Genomic DNA, 14,780 nt, shown 5'->3' on the forward strand with positions numbered 1-14,780 from the left:
GGGTAATATAGCAATATTCTGATAAAAAACTGACAGGATCTTATTTTAGCTTTCTGTTTTTGTTGAACAGTGATGTACTTATAAAATCGATAGAGTTATGGCTAATAAAAGTGCTGGTATTCTGATGTACCGTCAGAAAGAAGAAATTGAGGTGCTGCTTGTACATCCGGGCGGGCCGTTTTTCAGCAGGAAAGATCTGGGGAGCTGGTCAATACCAAAAGGGGAATATGAGAACAGCGAAGATCCGCTTGATGCTGCCCGCCGTGAGTTCCTGGAAGAAACAGGTTATGAAGTAAAAGGCGATGCAAAAGCATTGACCGCGATTAAACAAAAAGGTGGAAAGGAAGTAAAAGCCTGGGCAGTTGAAGGTGATATCGACACGGAGAATATAGTGAGCAATACATTTGAAATAGAATGGCCGCCGCGTTCAGGTAAAAGGCAGACTTTCCCCGAGATCGACAAAGCCGAATGGTTTACGATTGAGAATGCGCGCGAGAAAATCAATGAGAAACAAGCTGCATTCCTGGACAAACTGAAATCCATATTGGAATAAGTGCCTGTGGGCTGCCTGGTTTTTTAGAAACTTCAATTCCTGAAATGTTTAAGCGATCGACATTTACAATAAACAATACAGGGCCTTTCATTTCAAATGGGAATTTATTTTCCGGAAGGGTTAAGCAATTTATTACCAGGTTTTTACAGGTAAATCAATTTAACCAACGGTCGCATTGCGGGAGAATTTACAGATTGTTTTTGGCGCAAATAAGTATTCAAAATGCGGCCGTAATTCTAATTTAAATATAATTGAGTTTATCTGTTTGTGATAATTACATATTCCTGTTTAGGTTAATTAATAGCAAAGATTTTAACAAGAACATTTCATTCTTATTTTTGCAGGTAACAATCACAATAACCCAGAGAATATTTTTATGAAAGCAAACACTATCAAGTTCTTTTCCCCGGAAGAGAATGCGCCAGCTACGAAGAAAGTGAAGGCTCAAACCAAACCTACCGGTTACATTTCAGGAACAGGTAAGTTGGTATTGCCTCCCAAAACTCTCGAAGAATTAGGCGTTGAACCTTTGTCAACCCGTTTCAAAATTGGTGCTCCGGATGGTAAAAGAACTTTGAAATATCTTTACCTGATACCCAGCTCAGACGAAGAAGGAACTTTTGCAATGACAAAAAGCGGTCGTGGATTTTCTATTCCATTGGACGTAATTTTGAAAAAAGGCGGAGTGGATTTTGAAAAAACAAAATACACATTCGATATCACGATCTTCAATTATGAAGAAGGGGTAGTTGGTTATGAACTCGCGTTGGGAACTGCCGAGCCAAAGCCTGAGTATACCGGAAAGCCACGCGGTCGCAAGCCGAAGAAAGATGTTGGTGCTGAGTAATCACAGCAGCTCTGAAACAAGCAGTTTTATTGATAGTAATGGGATCCATTTTCAGTTTTGAAGATGGATTTCTCTTTTTAAGAAGCATACAGTTACTTGGCATAATTGTTATAGTCAGCATTGATGTTTACCAATGCTATATCACCATGTTAACTGAAATCGTAGAAAAGCCAGGTTTGATCAGAAGCGGACAGGTCAGCTTGAAAGTGAACGGAAATCCGGTCCAATTAAACCTGCTTCCCTGGGTCAGTTTACTGGATGCAATACGGGACCATGCAGGACTTACCGGCACCAAAAAAGGGTGCGACCACGGGCAATGCGGCGCCTGCACTGTCATCTGTGATGGAAAGCGGATCGTGAGTTGTCTCACACTAGCCGTTATGAAAGATGGTTCGGAGATTACCACGATTGAAGGCGTTGCGCCGGAAGGCGATCTGCACCCTTTGCAAAAAGCATTTATTGAACACGATGCATTTCAATGCGGGTATTGCACGCCCGGACAGATATGCAGCGCGATCGGGATGATGAAGGAGGGAAAAGCAAAGTCGCGTGAAGAAGTAAAAGAGCTCATGAGCGGTAACCTTTGTCGCTGCGGCGCCAATACCAACATCATCGACGCGATCATGGAGGTTCAAAATCAGGACGCTCATGAATAACTTCGATTATCTCAAAGCCGGCGACATCCAGGATGCGATCGGCAAGTCGGGAAGCTGCACAGATTCGTCGTACATCGGAGGCGGCACAAACCTGCTGGACTTAATGAAGTACGATCTCGCGCACCCAACCACACTCATTGATATCAACCACGCAGGAACGCAGGACGCAGTCACGGAAACTGAAAACGGCGGACTTCGCCTCAGTGCATTCGCCACGAATGCGGATACCGCCTGGCACCCGCTGATCGAGGAGAAATATCCATTGCTTTCGAAAGCCATACTGGCCGGGGCTTCCGCGCAGATCAGGAATATGGCCACCAATGGAGGCAACCTGCTGCAACGTACCCGCTGCTATTATTTTTACGATGCCAATGTTCCCTGCAACAAACGTGAGCCCGGGTCGGGCTGCTCTGCCATTCTAGGTTATAATCGCATTATGGCCATATTAGGTACCAGCGAGCATTGCATTGCGGTGTTTCCATCAGATATGTGCATTGCGCTGGCTGCATTGGAAGCGACAGTTAATGTGGAGGGACCAAATGGCCCGAGAAGCATTGTCTTTGCTGACTTTCACCGCTTGCCAGGCGATACGCCCGAGTTGGACAACAACCTCTTGCCAGGCGAGATCATCACCAGCATCGACCTGCCTCCGCAGGGATTTTCTGATAATTATTCCTATCTAAAACTGAGGGACCGTAATTCGTATGCATTTGCATTGGTATCTGTCGCGACCGGTCTGGAGTTGGACGGCGACATCATACGCAATGCAAGGATTGCGCTGGGCGGAGTAGCACATAAGCCCTGGCGCGTGCCCGAAGCTGAGGAATTCCTGGTTGGTAAAGCTGCTTCGGAGGAGAATTTTGCGCAGGCGGCGGATATCATTCTTCGTGGCGCGACGGGCTATCAATACAATGACTTCAAAATAGAGCTGGCAAAAAGGGCCATTATCCGGAATGGAATGATGGCACTGCACCCTGAAACACAACTTCCGGGCGCCTTACCTTCTGCTTAACCTTATACATCAACAAATGGAAGCATCTCAAAAACAAGTTGGTCAGCCGCTGAGCCGGCTGGAAGGACAACTTAAGGTAACCGGCACAGCCAAATATTCCGGCGATTATCAGGTGCCGGGCCTGCTGTACGGATATGTGATCAACAGCACAATCACCAAAGGGAAGATTACGCGGCTGGACACGGGCAGGGCCAAAGCGGTACCCGGGATAGTGGAAGTATTTACCTACGAAAACCGGCCTTCACTGGCGTGGTTTGATCTGCAATATGCGGATATGGACGCGCCTCCGGGTTCGCCGTTCCGGCCTTTGCAGGATGAGGAGATATTGTACAATGGACAGCCGATCGGCCTGGTTGTTGCCGAATCTTTTGAGCTGGCAAGATACGGGGCTACGCTGGTGGAAGTGGAGTGTGAAGAGGAGGCATTTGAAACAGACCTGAGAAAGGAAGCGTCAAAAGCGCGCTCTCCGAAGATCGGAATGGCGACCATGCTGAAGCCCCTGCCACCCAGGCCGAAAGGCAAATTTGAAAAAGCATATCAGGAATCGCCCGCGCAGGTTTCGGCGGAGTATTACCACGGTACGGAGCATCATAATCCGCTTGAACTGTTTGCTACTACCACCATTTACGAAGGCGACGGCAAACTGACGATTTACGACAAAACGCAGGGCACGATCAACAGTCAGCTCTATGTATCGAATATTTTTGGGTTGAAATACAAGGATGTGCGTGTTATCTCGCCTTATGTGGGCGGTGCGTTTGGGTCTGCATTGCGGCCGCAGTACCAGCTTTTCCTGTCTGTCATGGCCGCATTGGAACTGAAACAATCGGTTTTGGTGACCCTGGACAGGCAGCAGATGTTTACTTTCGGCCACCGGCCGCCTACCATTCAGCAAACCCGTTTCAGCGCGGATATGGACGGAAAAGTTACCGCGATGAACCACCTGGCAATTGGAGAAACTTCACGCTTTGAGGACTATACCGAGGTAGTGGTAAATTGGTCGCACATGCTTTATCCGGCAGCCAATACATTGATGCAATACAAGCTTGTGGAGCTGGACGTATACAGCCCGCTGGATATGCGCTCGCCCGGCGGAAGTACTGGCATGCACGCCATCGAAAGTACGATGGACGAGCTGGCATACAAGACCAAAATAGATCCGCTGCAACTCCGGCTGATCAACTATTCCGAAGATGATGTGAGCCTTAACCGGCCTTACAGCAGCAAGGAGCTGCGCCAATGCTATCTGCAGGGCGCGGAGAGATTCGGCTGGGACAAGCGCAGTCCTGAGCCGCGCAGTATGCGGCGGGGCAACAAGCTTGTAGGTTACGGAATGGCGACGGGAATCTGGGAGGCCAATCAGCTGCCTGCAAAAGCCGATGCGATACTTACTACCGACGGAAAGCTGCGGGTGAACAGCGCGGTGACGGATATTGGAACGGGTACGCTGACCGTCATGACGCAGATTGCCGCCGACGAGCTGGGAATGAAGATTGAGGATGTGGAATTCTTGTACGGAGATAGCAAAAAACCATTTGCGCCCATTCAAGGCGGTTCTTTTACCGTCTCAACAGTTGGATCGGCGGTGAAAGTGGCAGGTGCTGCATTGAAGAAAAAGCTGTTTTCTATTGCTAAAAAAATGAAAGATTCGGTTTTTAGCAAAGCGGATCTGAAAGAGGTGGTATTTGAGGACAGCCGGATATTCCTGCGAAGTGACCGCAGCAAGTCAGTTTCGTTCCTGGAAATCATAGAAGCGAATGGTGGAAAGCCGATCAAAGTGTCGAAATTCTCGGTACCCTCGCTTTTGAAACAGAAGAAATACTCACGCGCTACCCACAGTGCTGCGTTCGTGGAAGTGGAAGTAGATGAGCAGCTCGGTATCGTAAATGTAACCCGGGCGATTACTGCAGTAGCTGCGGGTAAAATCATCAATCCCAAAACAGCACGCAGCCAGATCCTGGGCGGGATGATCTGGGGAATCAGCAAGGCACTGAGGGAAGAAACAATCCAGGATTTTAACCTGGGTAAATACATGAACCAGAACCTGGCCGAATATCACATACCGGTACATGCGGACATTCATGAGCTGGATGTGATTTTTGTCGAGGAAAATGATGAGATTGTAAATGCGTTGGGGGTGAAGGGGGTCGGAGAGATAGGGCTCGTGGCGATGCCGCCTGCTATTGCCAACGCCATTTACCATGCAACGGGCAAGCGTATCAATCAGCTGCCCATTCATTTCGATTCGCTGCTTTGACGAGGGAATCGAAGGCGTATTGAAGTCACTAAACATACCATAGATGGTTCCGGATTTTAACTTCAGGCTGAGGCAGGTTTTCTATTTGATCGTTGTAATTGCACTTGCCGTTATCATTTTCAAACAGTTATACATCTTCTTCCCCGGGTTTCTGGGTGCGCTTACGCTTTATATTCTTTGCCGGAAGTATTATTTCAATTTAACCATCAGGAGAAACTGGAATAAAAGTCTGACGGCATTGCTTTTCATGACTTTGTTCTTCGCCTGCATTGTCGCGCCGATTTACTTCTCGCTGCAAATGGTTTACACCAAAGTCGAGGCGATCATTAAAGATCCGACGCAGGTGAACCAGGCGGTGGAGGCAGTTTCAAAGCAGCTCAAAGAATGGACCGGCCAGGACCTGCTCACCAAGGAAGCAACTACCAATGTACGTGAAAAGGCAGGCAGCATTATTCCGGGCGTCCTGAACAGCTCCGCGACCATGCTGGGCAATCTGCTGATGATCCTGTTCCTGGCCTTTTTTATGTTTACCAACGGCCACGCGCTGGAAAAGAATCTGCGCAAGTTTATCCCGCTTCACCGCGGGAATATCGACCTGCTTGCCGATGAAACGATCAGTATGGTGCGTGCCAATGCGATCGGCATTCCGCTGGTGTCCATCATACAGGGAATCGTGGCGGTAGTGGGTTACTGGATTTTCGGGGTTAAAGACTTTGTGTTATTGGGACTGGTCACCGGCATTTGTGCCTTTTTTCCGGTGGTGGGCACTGCATTGATCTGGTTGCCAATTGTCATTTTTATGTTTTCAAAAGGAGATAATGGAAAGGCTATTGGGCTGGGTATATATTGCATGGTTGCGGTGGGCAATATTGATTATCTTGCCCGGGTTACTTTTTTAAAGAAGATCGGAGACGTGCATCCGGTTACTACCATCCTCGGGTTAATTGTAGGCTTGCGCCTGTTTGGTTTCTGGGGATTTATCTTCGGTCCGCTCATGATCAGTATTCTGCTTCTTTTGATAAAAATTTATAAAACAGAATTCGGCGAACCTGCTGAAAAACACAAAGCCGGTCCAGTTGCAAACTAGGCCGGCTCTTGCTGGTTTCTTCACTATTTAAATTTCAGTATCGTTCTTCGAATCTATTTCATAATCCGCGATATCACTTTTGTTATCCGACCATTTGTATACCACTTTCTTAAATCTGAGATCGTATACAATGTCACGTATGTTTTTCATAAAGTCTTTCTGCGTTTTCTTTGGTTCAAACATTTCCCCGCTGAACGTCAGTACATCGTTTTTATCACCGGAAAGTGAAATGTCAATGTGCTCCTGGCCCAGTACTTCTTTCTTCGAATCTACATACGCATTTCTTAATTCTGGAAATTCCTTGGTCTGGATTTTCACGATCTTCTGCTTCATTTCCTCCCGTTCCGCATTGATCGTTTTATCTTTTGCATCCTTCACTTCATTATAAAGCGCCGTGTTGGATTTGTGCCAGGAAAGTCTTGTCGCAATATCCGTTTCATCTTCGCCTTTACTTAGTTTCTGGTCAATATCAATGATCTTGTTTCTGATAAACAAAGTCATGTTATCATTAGAGGCAACATCTACCGGTTTGGGTGTCAGGAAATGTATTCCCAGACCCACTACGGCTGCGATTAATAATGCAACAATAATGTATGTTCCAACCTTCCCTTTTTTTCTTTCGGGTTCCATAGCCTGATTTGTTAGTTTAAGTTACAGCCGCTGACGACCTGTTTTCGTCAATGCTTTTTACTACCTGAATCAAAAAATATGCCATTGGAATGAATGGAGCTTTGTAAAAGCCGCAATATGCCGCGCTGGAACGGATTTTTAGCTTCCCGCCGTATTCTGTTTTAAAGAACCCGCTACAAACAATGAAGCTTCAACAATTCTATAACCAGGCTTATGCCTGGATTTTGCGTACAGGCCCGTCTTTTCTGCTGGGGCTTGCAGTACTGATCATCGGTTTTTGGCTGATCAAAATACTATCCCGCTGGATGACCAACCATTTATACCGGCGCAATGTAGATCCTTCGCTTACACCTTTTCTGCTGAGCCTCACCATCACCGCATTACGTGTGCTGCTGATCATTTCGGTAATGCAGATCATCGGTATACAGATGACCGTTTTCGCCGCGCTGATCGGGGCAATTGGTGTAGCGGCTGGTCTGGCGTTGTCAGGAACCCTGCAAAACTTTACGAGTGGTATCCTCATTTTACTGCTGAAACCCTTCAAAGTTGGGGATAACATCCTGGCGCAGGGGCAGGAAGGTACTGTAAAGGCGATCAAGATCTTTTACACGATCGTCAATACGTTTGACAACAGGATGGTGGTGATCCCGAATAGCAAGCTGTCCAATGAAGTAATCATCAATATCAGCGGATCGGGCAGCAGGCGACTGGATGTGGAGCTTAAATTCAGCAATGCGATAGAGTTCATGGACGTCAGAAAAACCATTGACGATGTCCTGGGTCGTGCTCAAAATGCCCTGAAAATTCCCGAAAGACGCATTGGAATTTCTTCAATCGAGCCGGACGGATACAAGGTAATGATCAGCGTGTGGCTGAATGCGGACGGCTTTGTAGATACCAAAATGGACATTCAGGAGCAGATTATGCAAGGTTTAAGAAGCTCTGGGTTGAAGCTGCCTGGGATGCCTTAATGATTATTTATGCCACGAATGCGCTGCTGCGGTGCATTCGTGGGCATTAATCTATCGTGCAACCGCCAAATCGGGCCTCTCAAAAACCTCCGCCTCAGGCCGCGTCTCAATCCACCAGACACGTTCCAGTTTGGGGTCGTAGTATTTGGCTAACTTCCCTTTGAACAGCGCAATTTTGCGGATATCCTCTTTGCGCGGCATCAGGTTGCTGCCAATTCCGTAAGTCTGACGAAAGCCATCCAGGAAGTAAGCTTCCTTTTCCAATTTGTCCAGATCAAAATCTTCAATGCGCTGCCATTCTACATTGTTCGCGAGCAGCGTAGCGGGTGGCGGAGTTTTGTACAAATCAAATGTCAGGTAGGCAATAGATTTGCAGAGCTCGTTCTTATCCCAGTCGCGGTGCTCTTTCGTGTCGTCCAGCATGTAAGGATAGCTGTGAAAAGCTTCATTGATCTCCTGGTAGGTGGCCGGCTTTCCATCGAGGTACAGCTTAATGCGGTCCTCATAGCCTACAAGCTTTTTCTCTCTATCGAAAAGGCCATTTTTAAACTTGGTAAGAACCTCAGTGGGGTAAGCAACCTTCTCCCTGAACTCGGCTTTCAGCTTATGTTCTGCCAAAACCGGGGGAAGACTGTTCAGCAGATATTCTTTGATGTCGTCTCTGCTGTTCTCACCATTGTATTGCTCAAAAAACGGGTTTTTGTTGACGGAATAGAAATCCGGTGTTTGCGACTCAGAGTTCTGAAACACAACTTGAAAGTATCCCATATAGGAATCGTCGTATACAGGAAATTCTGTTAGGCTAAACGGACTGAACTGGCCGCCTTTATAAGCTATCGTATAGCTGTTCGGCATAAACTTCTTTGGGTTAAAACCTGCATTTGAGTTTTTGGCTGGCAGCAATGCATAGAAGTACCCCTGCGCGTCAGTCTTGACTGATTTGATGTGCTTTCCATATCTGCTAATCTCAATTGGCATGTTCGCAAGTGGCTTGCCGGTTCGCGCTTCCAGGATTAGTCCGGCCGTGTGGATCTCCTCTGACGAAAACCGTGGATGCGTTAGTTTTCCCTGACCATCCCGCCAGAACATCTGAAAAGGATCCCCTTCGTTCCGTGCCTTACCCGGACCGAAAAAGATGAGTAAACCCACCAGCAGCGGAACAGCAAACAGGAAGCTGATCAAAAGAAAGCGTGATGACCGTTCCTTGTTCATCATCACAATCCGCTGCTTTAACGACGAAATGTTGAATGCATTGGAAATCCGGAAATCCGGCCCACCCGCACATTTGAGCAGCAGGTACTGGTATTGTTTGATATCAACATCATTTTCGAGGACACACTGGTCGGCAATGTATTCCAGGTTCAGGCGGATTTCGTGTCGTATCAGCCAGGCAAATGGATTGTACCAGTTGAGAATGCAAAGAATCTCGCCCCAGATCACATCCTGCGTATGCCGCTGCCGGACGTGAATATACTCGTGCAGAATTATCTCTTTCAGCTCCTCCCCGCTGTGCATGGCGGGATTGTAGAAAATAGCATTGCCAAATGAAAACGGGCTTATATTTTTCTCTATGTGGTAAATACGTACATCATCATCCGAAACCAGCTGTGCCTGCCGTAATATCCTCACATAAGCAACAATGTGCAGCACGAGGCGCCCCAGCATGAAGACCATACCTACCACGAGCAACCTGACCAGCCACGCTTCCAGGTCAATGTCTGCTGCAGTTGCAGGCTCCACTGCTCCTGCGACAACCGGCGTGGGCTGGGTAGAGATCGCCGGGATTTGCCGCAGAATAGTCGCATTACCGATTGCCGGAATGTGCTTAACCGTATTTTCAATGCTGATAAATGGTACAAGGAAGCAAAGCAGGGAATAATACCGGAGGTAAATGCGGTTGAGGTTGTAAAAGGTAAGCCGGCGTAAAAACAGGTAATGGAAAATGGCCACCACAGCCAGGCTGGCTGAAAGTTTGATGAGATATTCGAATAAAGGCGACATGGCAGAAAAGGTTTAAACTGCTATTTCTTGTTTTCGATCAATCCGATGATCTCTTTGAGGTCGTCCGCCGAGATCTTGTTTTTTTGTACAAAAAAGCTGACAAGCTCTTTATAGGAGTTTTCAAAATAGTCTTTGACTACATTTCCCATAAACCTCTGTTTATACGCTTCTTCCGTAATCACCGGCGCGTACAAGTTTACATTACCAACCAGTCTGCTGGCGACAAAGCCTTTCTTTTCCAGGTTTTTGATGGTAGAAGCGAGGGTAGTATAGGGCGGCAGCGGAGCCGCCATTTCAGACATAAATGACTTCACACTTCCTTCGCCTGCTTTCCAGACTGCCTGCATGGCATCCTCTTCCTGTTGCGTTAATCTCTCCATTGTTACGACGTTTTCGTAAATCTACGAGATTTTCGTAGATGCGAGCAAGTTTATGAAATATTTTTTAGATAAAAATGAAAAATCAGGGAAACGGGATGGCCAGTGAATGCTAGTAGCCGGCGTGCTGGGCTTTGTAAAACTGCACTTTTTTGAACATCTCGATCAGGGTAGTTACATTCAGCTTCTCGAAGATCCGCGCTTTATAAGTGCTGACGGAGCTCTCGGTTAGGTTCAGCTGGATCGCAATTTCTTTGGTCCAGAAGCCGTCTATGAGCATATCCATTACTTCAAGCTCGCGCTGGGAGAGTTGTTCAAGCGGGTTCTCGGAACTCGTTTTGCTTTCCAGCGTATTGCGAAGCAGCTGCTGCTGTACCGCCATACTGAGGTAGTTCCCGTTTTCAAACATGGAGGTAACCGCCTTTCTGATCTCGTTCTGGGACGAACTTTTCGAGAGAAAACCATTCGCACCGGCCTTGATGTAATGCAGTGCATAAATCTGTTCTTCCAGGCTGGAAAAAACCAGGATCAGCACTTTCGGCTGGATCTCGCGGATCCTCGGCACCATATTGAAACCTTCTCCGTCAGGGATACTGATGTCCAGCAATATGAGGTCAAGCGGATGTGCGCCAACCTGTATCAGGCTTTCGCCAAATGAAGCTGCTTCATGCACTGTAACCGGATTTAAAAGATCCTGTATCAGGAACTTGGTAGCCAGTCTTACTATTGCGTGATCTTCAACAAGTAAAATCTGCTTCATCTGTACGAACGGACAAGTCTATGCTTTCAGGGCTGTCTAATGTAAATGCTTATGGAAGGAGGGAGGAGTGCGTAGTATTTCTTCAATACTTACGTAATAACTTCTTTATTACTTTCTGCAATTATACAACTAATTATGGTTCACGCATAAAAAAAGCGCTGCCTCGGCAACGCTTTTTTTAATGAATCTGAAAACAGCTATTTGACCGGTTTTTTAAAGATTGCTTCGTCAACAGGAGTGTTCACCGCTATTTTGTTCGTTATGAACGACATCGTTCCCATCTGCGGGTTTGAAATGTCCATTGTGTTCGGAAACTTCACGCCTTGTACCTCTTTGTAGTCAGAAAAGTCAATTTCACCTTCCTGTCCGTTCATGGTCGCCTTCACTTTGGTGATCAGGTACGTGTTTGCATCCACGTACTCGTCAACAACCTGTCCCTCCGGGGTAGTCAGTTTCAGGTGGAATACATCTTTTTTGTCCACCTGCTCTTTGCCTACCAGCTCGACTTTGTTGCCCTTTTCCTTATATCCTACCAGCCCGCCAAAAGGATCGAGCGAGCTCATTTGCTGTTTCAGCTGGTCTGCCGGCATATCCTCGGGTTCGCCGGTTCCGCCCATCATCGTCGGCCTGATCATCCAGCCTTTTGAATCCGCAACAACCTGTACCATCGAATTGCCCATTACAGTTGATTCGTTTCTCACCGCCTTGCCGACAACCAGCGTCGTTTTGTTCGGGATTTCCATTCCCTGAACTGCCAGGGAGCGGTCTGTCACCAATGTATTAACTGCCTTGATTTTATCCATTCCACCCAGTGCGGCCACGTGCTTGTCCACGATCTCGTCGACAGTCTGCGCAAAAGAGCCTGCCGAAATCAAAGTCGCTGCAACAGCCAGGAAAAGTTTGTTCGTTTTCATATTTAAAGTTTTATTGGTTTTGATTGAAGTTACAGAATGAACGGGCAAATGCTTATTTCGGAGTGCCGCCGCCAGCAGGAGCACCGCCGCCCCCGCCTTGTGCGCCGTCGCTTTTCACGTCATCGTTATTGACAGACTTCGCTTTGCGTTTTGGAGCATCCATAGTCATTTTACCAATTTTATAAGTGAAAGTAAGGCGGATCCCGCGGTTATAAAGATAAACATCATTCACCTGATTGAACTGAATCGAGTTCAGCTCTGTATGAATTTTATAGCGTTTGCTCAGGAAGTTTTCAGCAGCTATACCCACGCTTCCTTTCTTGTTTCCAAATTCCTTTTTCACACCCAGCGTATAGAAGCCGAAGCCACCCTGCATACCTTGCAGCTGCACCTGGTTACCCTGCATAAACCCAAATGCCTGCGCACCCCAGCCATTTTTGAAAGTAGCCTGTGAAAAAATCCCGCCGCTTACATTGAAGCCGGTGTTGGTCAGCTCCTGGGATTTCCCATTCTGCCCAATCGTTTGTCCGGTCAGTTTGGTGTAAAAAACATTGGCAAATACACCGAAGTTGATTTTAGAAGTGGCTGCCACGTTCGCGAAAATGTTGGTACCGTATGCATGCTGCTTTCCGATGTTCTGGTAAGTAGTCACAATGGCGCCTGCGAGAGTATCGGAAGGCTGGCGTACCTGCGAGATCGCATTGTTGGTGATCCGGCCGAAGAATGTGGCATTTACAAATGTTTTCTTGATGTTTTTGGAAAGACCTAACTCAAAGTTGTTCGTCAGCTCGGGACGCAGCTCAGGGTTACCGATCGTGATATTTTGCGGGTTGGCAGAGTTGAAGTTCGGGTTCAGCTGCTGCAAGCCCGGGCGCTGTATCCTTCTGTTATAAGCCAGCTTCACCGTAGTTCCCTTGATGGTTTTAGATGCATTAAAGCTTGGTACCAGCACGCCGTAGTTACCCACGCCCACAGAACCTTCGTTGGTACTCGCATCAATAAATGTATGCTCATAACGCACGCCTCCCTTAAATGTATAGCGCGATTTGGTGGTATAAGTATAGGATGTATAACCCGCCGCAATGTTCTGGTGGTAAAGCAGCTCGCCTGAAGGCTGGTCTGTTTCCGGGCGGAAGTCGCCGGTTGCTTCTGCGATCAGGAAGTTGTAATTACTGTTGACCTGACGGAAAATACCTTTTCCACCAAATTCCAGGAGCTGGTTCTTTTTAATGGGCGTCTGATAGTCCGATTGAAATGTAAATTCCTGGTTGAGGTTTTTGTTCAGGTTACGCTGACGGGAAGTTAGCTCGTTGTTTCCATTCAGGATATTTGCGTCAAAATCATTGGTCAGGTCATTCCGGCTGTACAAGGTCGAAATGCTCCATTCCTGCTGCGGCTTGAAAGTATGCAGGTAATCCACGTTGACATCCACAGTACCCGAGAGGTTCCTCGCATCCACGTCGCGGGTCGAATTGAAATCCGTTTCGCCAGTCCTGGTAATGCGCGTCATCAGGTCCTGCTGGTTGCTCAAATTACGCACGCCGTATTTCACACCAGCCGTAAGGCTCTGGTTTTTGGCAATATCATAGTCGAAGCCCAGGTTGTAGTTCCCGAACAAGCCCCGGCTGCTACCATCGCCGGTCTGGCGCGTCACTGAGGTTACATTCTCAACCACGCTGGTTTGTTCCAGGGTAGTTTTGGTAACTGTATTGTACATCCCGCGACCGAAACCGCCGATCGTGAAACCTGCTTTTCCCTTGCGGTAACCTCCGTTCAGCGACAGCATCGAACCTCTGTTACCTACACCCGCATCCACATTCAGGTTTAATCCCTGCAAGCTGTTCTTTTTGGTAATAATATTGATAATACCACCCGAACCTTCCGCATCGTATTTGGCAGACGGACTGGTTATCACTTCCACGCTCTTGATCTGGTCGGCAGGAATTTGTTTTAATGCGTCTGCCACGCTGTTGGCAATAATGGTACTCGGTTTGTTGTTGATCAGCACGCGAATGTTCTGGCTGCCGCGAAGGGACACATTTCCGTCGAGGTCAACAGTGAGCAGAGGTACCTTGCGCAAAATGTCTGTTGCGTCGCCGCCTTTTGCAGTAATGTCTTTTTCTGCATTGTAAACAAGCCTGTCAACCTTTTCTTCGATCAATGCAGCCTGGCCTGTTACGGTTACCTCGTTCAGGGTTTTGGTATTCGAGCTCATTTTGATGGTACCCAAATCCAGTTCCTGGCCTTTTCCAAGTTTGATATTGTCAATGGTCTTGTCCCCGTAACCGATAAATGAAAGCAGGACTTTGTAGTCGCCCTCGACAATTTTGGTCAGTGCGAACTTACCTTTTTCGTCAGCTACGGTCCCGTCGATAGCCTGCCCGCTTTTCTTATTGTAGAGGGCAATGCTTACGAATTCGATTCCTTGTGATGATGTTGAATCAATTACAGATCCGCTGATCCGTGCGGATCCTTTCAGAGCCTGGTCACCGGCAGTACCCGGAAGCGCTTTGGGCTGTGTACTTCCGCCTATCGGGAATTGGGCAAATGCAGGAGTTTGAAGTGAAGCCAGAATGATGGTAATAGCGAGCAGAAGTTTCGACATTTTCATGGTTTTGTTATTAACAGCATAAAAATGCGACAGAAACTTACCGCCGGAAAATAAAATATGACGAAAGCCGAAATATACGGGATAAATGCAGCGTTGCCGCCGAT

13 protein-coding genes are annotated in these 14,780 nt (G+C 47.3%); 7 read left to right on the forward strand and 6 right to left on the reverse strand.

The annotated features are described in order from the left end of the window. Positions 1–97 precede the first annotated feature (97 nt). The 6 genes from ASG33_RS16600 to ASG33_RS16625 all read left to right on the forward strand — a co-directional run bounded on the left by ASG33_RS16600 (position 98) and on the right by ASG33_RS16625 (position 6,412). Positions 98–553, forward strand: a complete 456-nt coding sequence (locus ASG33_RS16600; RefSeq protein WP_056287594.1) for an NUDIX domain-containing protein — start codon at positions 98–100, stop codon at positions 551–553. A gap of 376 nt (positions 554–929) precedes the next feature. Beyond that, positions 930–1,400: a hypothetical protein gene (locus tag ASG33_RS16605; protein WP_056287597.1), complete on the forward strand. Its 471-nt coding sequence runs from the start codon at positions 930–932 to the stop codon at positions 1,398–1,400. A gap of 146 nt (positions 1,401–1,546) precedes the next feature. Further along, the gene (locus ASG33_RS16610) at positions 1,547–2,056 is read left to right on the forward strand and encodes a (2Fe-2S)-binding protein (protein WP_056287599.1); all 510 of its coding nucleotides are present in this window, start codon (positions 1,547–1,549) and stop codon (positions 2,054–2,056) included. Further along, the gene (locus tag ASG33_RS16615) at positions 2,049–3,068 is read left to right on the forward strand and encodes a xanthine dehydrogenase family protein subunit M (protein ID WP_056287602.1); all 1,020 of its coding nucleotides are present in this window, start codon (positions 2,049–2,051) and stop codon (positions 3,066–3,068) included. The genes ASG33_RS16610 and ASG33_RS16615 overlap by 8 nt, the downstream gene beginning before the upstream one ends. Before the next feature lie 16 nt (positions 3,069–3,084). Then, entirely contained in the window at positions 3,085–5,325 is a 2,241-nt protein-coding gene (locus ASG33_RS16620; protein WP_056287605.1) for a xanthine dehydrogenase family protein molybdopterin-binding subunit, read from the forward strand. A 43-nt stretch (positions 5,326–5,368) separates the two neighbouring features. Continuing rightward, on the forward strand, positions 5,369–6,412 hold the full coding sequence (locus ASG33_RS16625) for an AI-2E family transporter (protein ID WP_056287607.1): 1,044 nt from the start codon (positions 5,369–5,371) through the stop codon (positions 6,410–6,412). Between the two features lie 27 nt (positions 6,413–6,439). On the opposite strand, the gene ASG33_RS16630 is transcribed toward ASG33_RS16625, so the two are convergent. Further along, positions 6,440–7,042 carry a hypothetical protein gene (locus ASG33_RS16630; protein WP_056287610.1) on the reverse strand — a complete coding sequence of 201 codons (603 nt, stop codon included), beginning with the start codon at positions 7,040–7,042 and terminating at the stop codon, positions 6,440–6,442. Between the two features lie 182 nt (positions 7,043–7,224). Between ASG33_RS16630 and ASG33_RS16635 the strand changes: the two genes are divergently transcribed. Continuing rightward, on the forward strand, positions 7,225–8,013 hold the full coding sequence (locus tag ASG33_RS16635; protein ID WP_056287613.1) for a mechanosensitive ion channel family protein: 789 nt from the start codon (positions 7,225–7,227) through the stop codon (positions 8,011–8,013). A 51-nt stretch (positions 8,014–8,064) separates the two neighbouring features. On the opposite strand, the gene ASG33_RS16640 is transcribed toward ASG33_RS16635, so the two are convergent. The 5 genes from ASG33_RS16640 to ASG33_RS16660 form a co-directional block, all read right to left on the reverse strand. Further along, entirely contained in the window at positions 8,065–10,014 is a 1,950-nt protein-coding gene (locus tag ASG33_RS16640; RefSeq protein ID WP_056287615.1) for a M56 family metallopeptidase, read from the reverse strand. 20 nt (positions 10,015–10,034) lie between these two features. Then, positions 10,035–10,394, reverse strand: a complete 360-nt coding sequence (locus ASG33_RS16645) for a BlaI/MecI/CopY family transcriptional regulator (protein WP_056287616.1) — start codon at positions 10,392–10,394, stop codon at positions 10,035–10,037. A gap of 109 nt (positions 10,395–10,503) precedes the next feature. After that, positions 10,504–11,151 carry a response regulator transcription factor gene (locus ASG33_RS16650; RefSeq protein WP_056287619.1) on the reverse strand — a complete coding sequence of 216 codons (648 nt, stop codon included), beginning with the start codon at positions 11,149–11,151 and terminating at the stop codon, positions 10,504–10,506. 197 nt (positions 11,152–11,348) lie between these two features. Further along, positions 11,349–12,065, reverse strand: a complete 717-nt coding sequence (locus tag ASG33_RS16655; protein ID WP_056287621.1) for an outer membrane lipoprotein-sorting protein — start codon at positions 12,063–12,065, stop codon at positions 11,349–11,351. A gap of 52 nt (positions 12,066–12,117) precedes the next feature. Beyond that, positions 12,118–14,676, reverse strand: coding sequence for a TonB-dependent receptor domain-containing protein (locus ASG33_RS16660; protein WP_056287623.1), 2,559 nt, complete (start codon positions 14,674–14,676; stop codon positions 12,118–12,120). Positions 14,677–14,780: the final 104 nt, after the last annotated feature.

Source organism: Dyadobacter sp. Leaf189 (assembly GCF_001424405.1).
Lineage (GTDB): Bacteria > Bacteroidota > Bacteroidia > Cytophagales > Spirosomataceae > Dyadobacter.

What these genes read in the sequence shown, in the direction of transcription:
- ASG33_RS16600 (WP_056287594.1), top strand. Translation starts at nt 98, where the DNA reads ATGGCTAATAAAAGTGCTGGTATTCTGATGTACCGTCAGAAAGAAGAA.
- ASG33_RS16605 (WP_056287597.1), top strand. Translation starts at nt 930, where the DNA reads ATGAAAGCAAACACTATCAAGTTCTTTTCCCCGGAAGAGAATGCGCCA.
- ASG33_RS16610 (WP_056287599.1), top strand. Translation starts at nt 1,547, where the DNA reads ATGTTAACTGAAATCGTAGAAAAGCCAGGTTTGATCAGAAGCGGACAG.
- ASG33_RS16615 (WP_056287602.1), top strand. Translation starts at nt 2,049, where the DNA reads ATGAATAACTTCGATTATCTCAAAGCCGGCGACATCCAGGATGCGATC.
- ASG33_RS16620 (WP_056287605.1), top strand. Translation starts at nt 3,085, where the DNA reads ATGGAAGCATCTCAAAAACAAGTTGGTCAGCCGCTGAGCCGGCTGGAA.
- ASG33_RS16625 (WP_056287607.1), top strand. Translation starts at nt 5,369, where the DNA reads ATGGTTCCGGATTTTAACTTCAGGCTGAGGCAGGTTTTCTATTTGATC.
- ASG33_RS16630 (WP_056287610.1), bottom strand. Translation starts at nt 7,042, where the DNA reads ATGGAACCCGAAAGAAAAAAAGGGAAGGTTGGAACATACATTATTGTT.
- ASG33_RS16635 (WP_056287613.1), top strand. Translation starts at nt 7,225, where the DNA reads ATGAAGCTTCAACAATTCTATAACCAGGCTTATGCCTGGATTTTGCGT.
- ASG33_RS16640 (WP_056287615.1), bottom strand. Translation starts at nt 10,014, where the DNA reads ATGTCGCCTTTATTCGAATATCTCATCAAACTTTCAGCCAGCCTGGCT.
- ASG33_RS16645 (WP_056287616.1), bottom strand. Translation starts at nt 10,394, where the DNA reads ATGGAGAGATTAACGCAACAGGAAGAGGATGCCATGCAGGCAGTCTGG.
- ASG33_RS16650 (WP_056287619.1), bottom strand. Translation starts at nt 11,151, where the DNA reads ATGAAGCAGATTTTACTTGTTGAAGATCACGCAATAGTAAGACTGGCT.
- ASG33_RS16655 (WP_056287621.1), bottom strand. Translation starts at nt 12,065, where the DNA reads ATGAAAACGAACAAACTTTTCCTGGCTGTTGCAGCGACTTTGATTTCG.
- ASG33_RS16660 (WP_056287623.1), bottom strand. Translation starts at nt 14,676, where the DNA reads ATGAAAATGTCGAAACTTCTGCTCGCTATTACCATCATTCTGGCTTCA.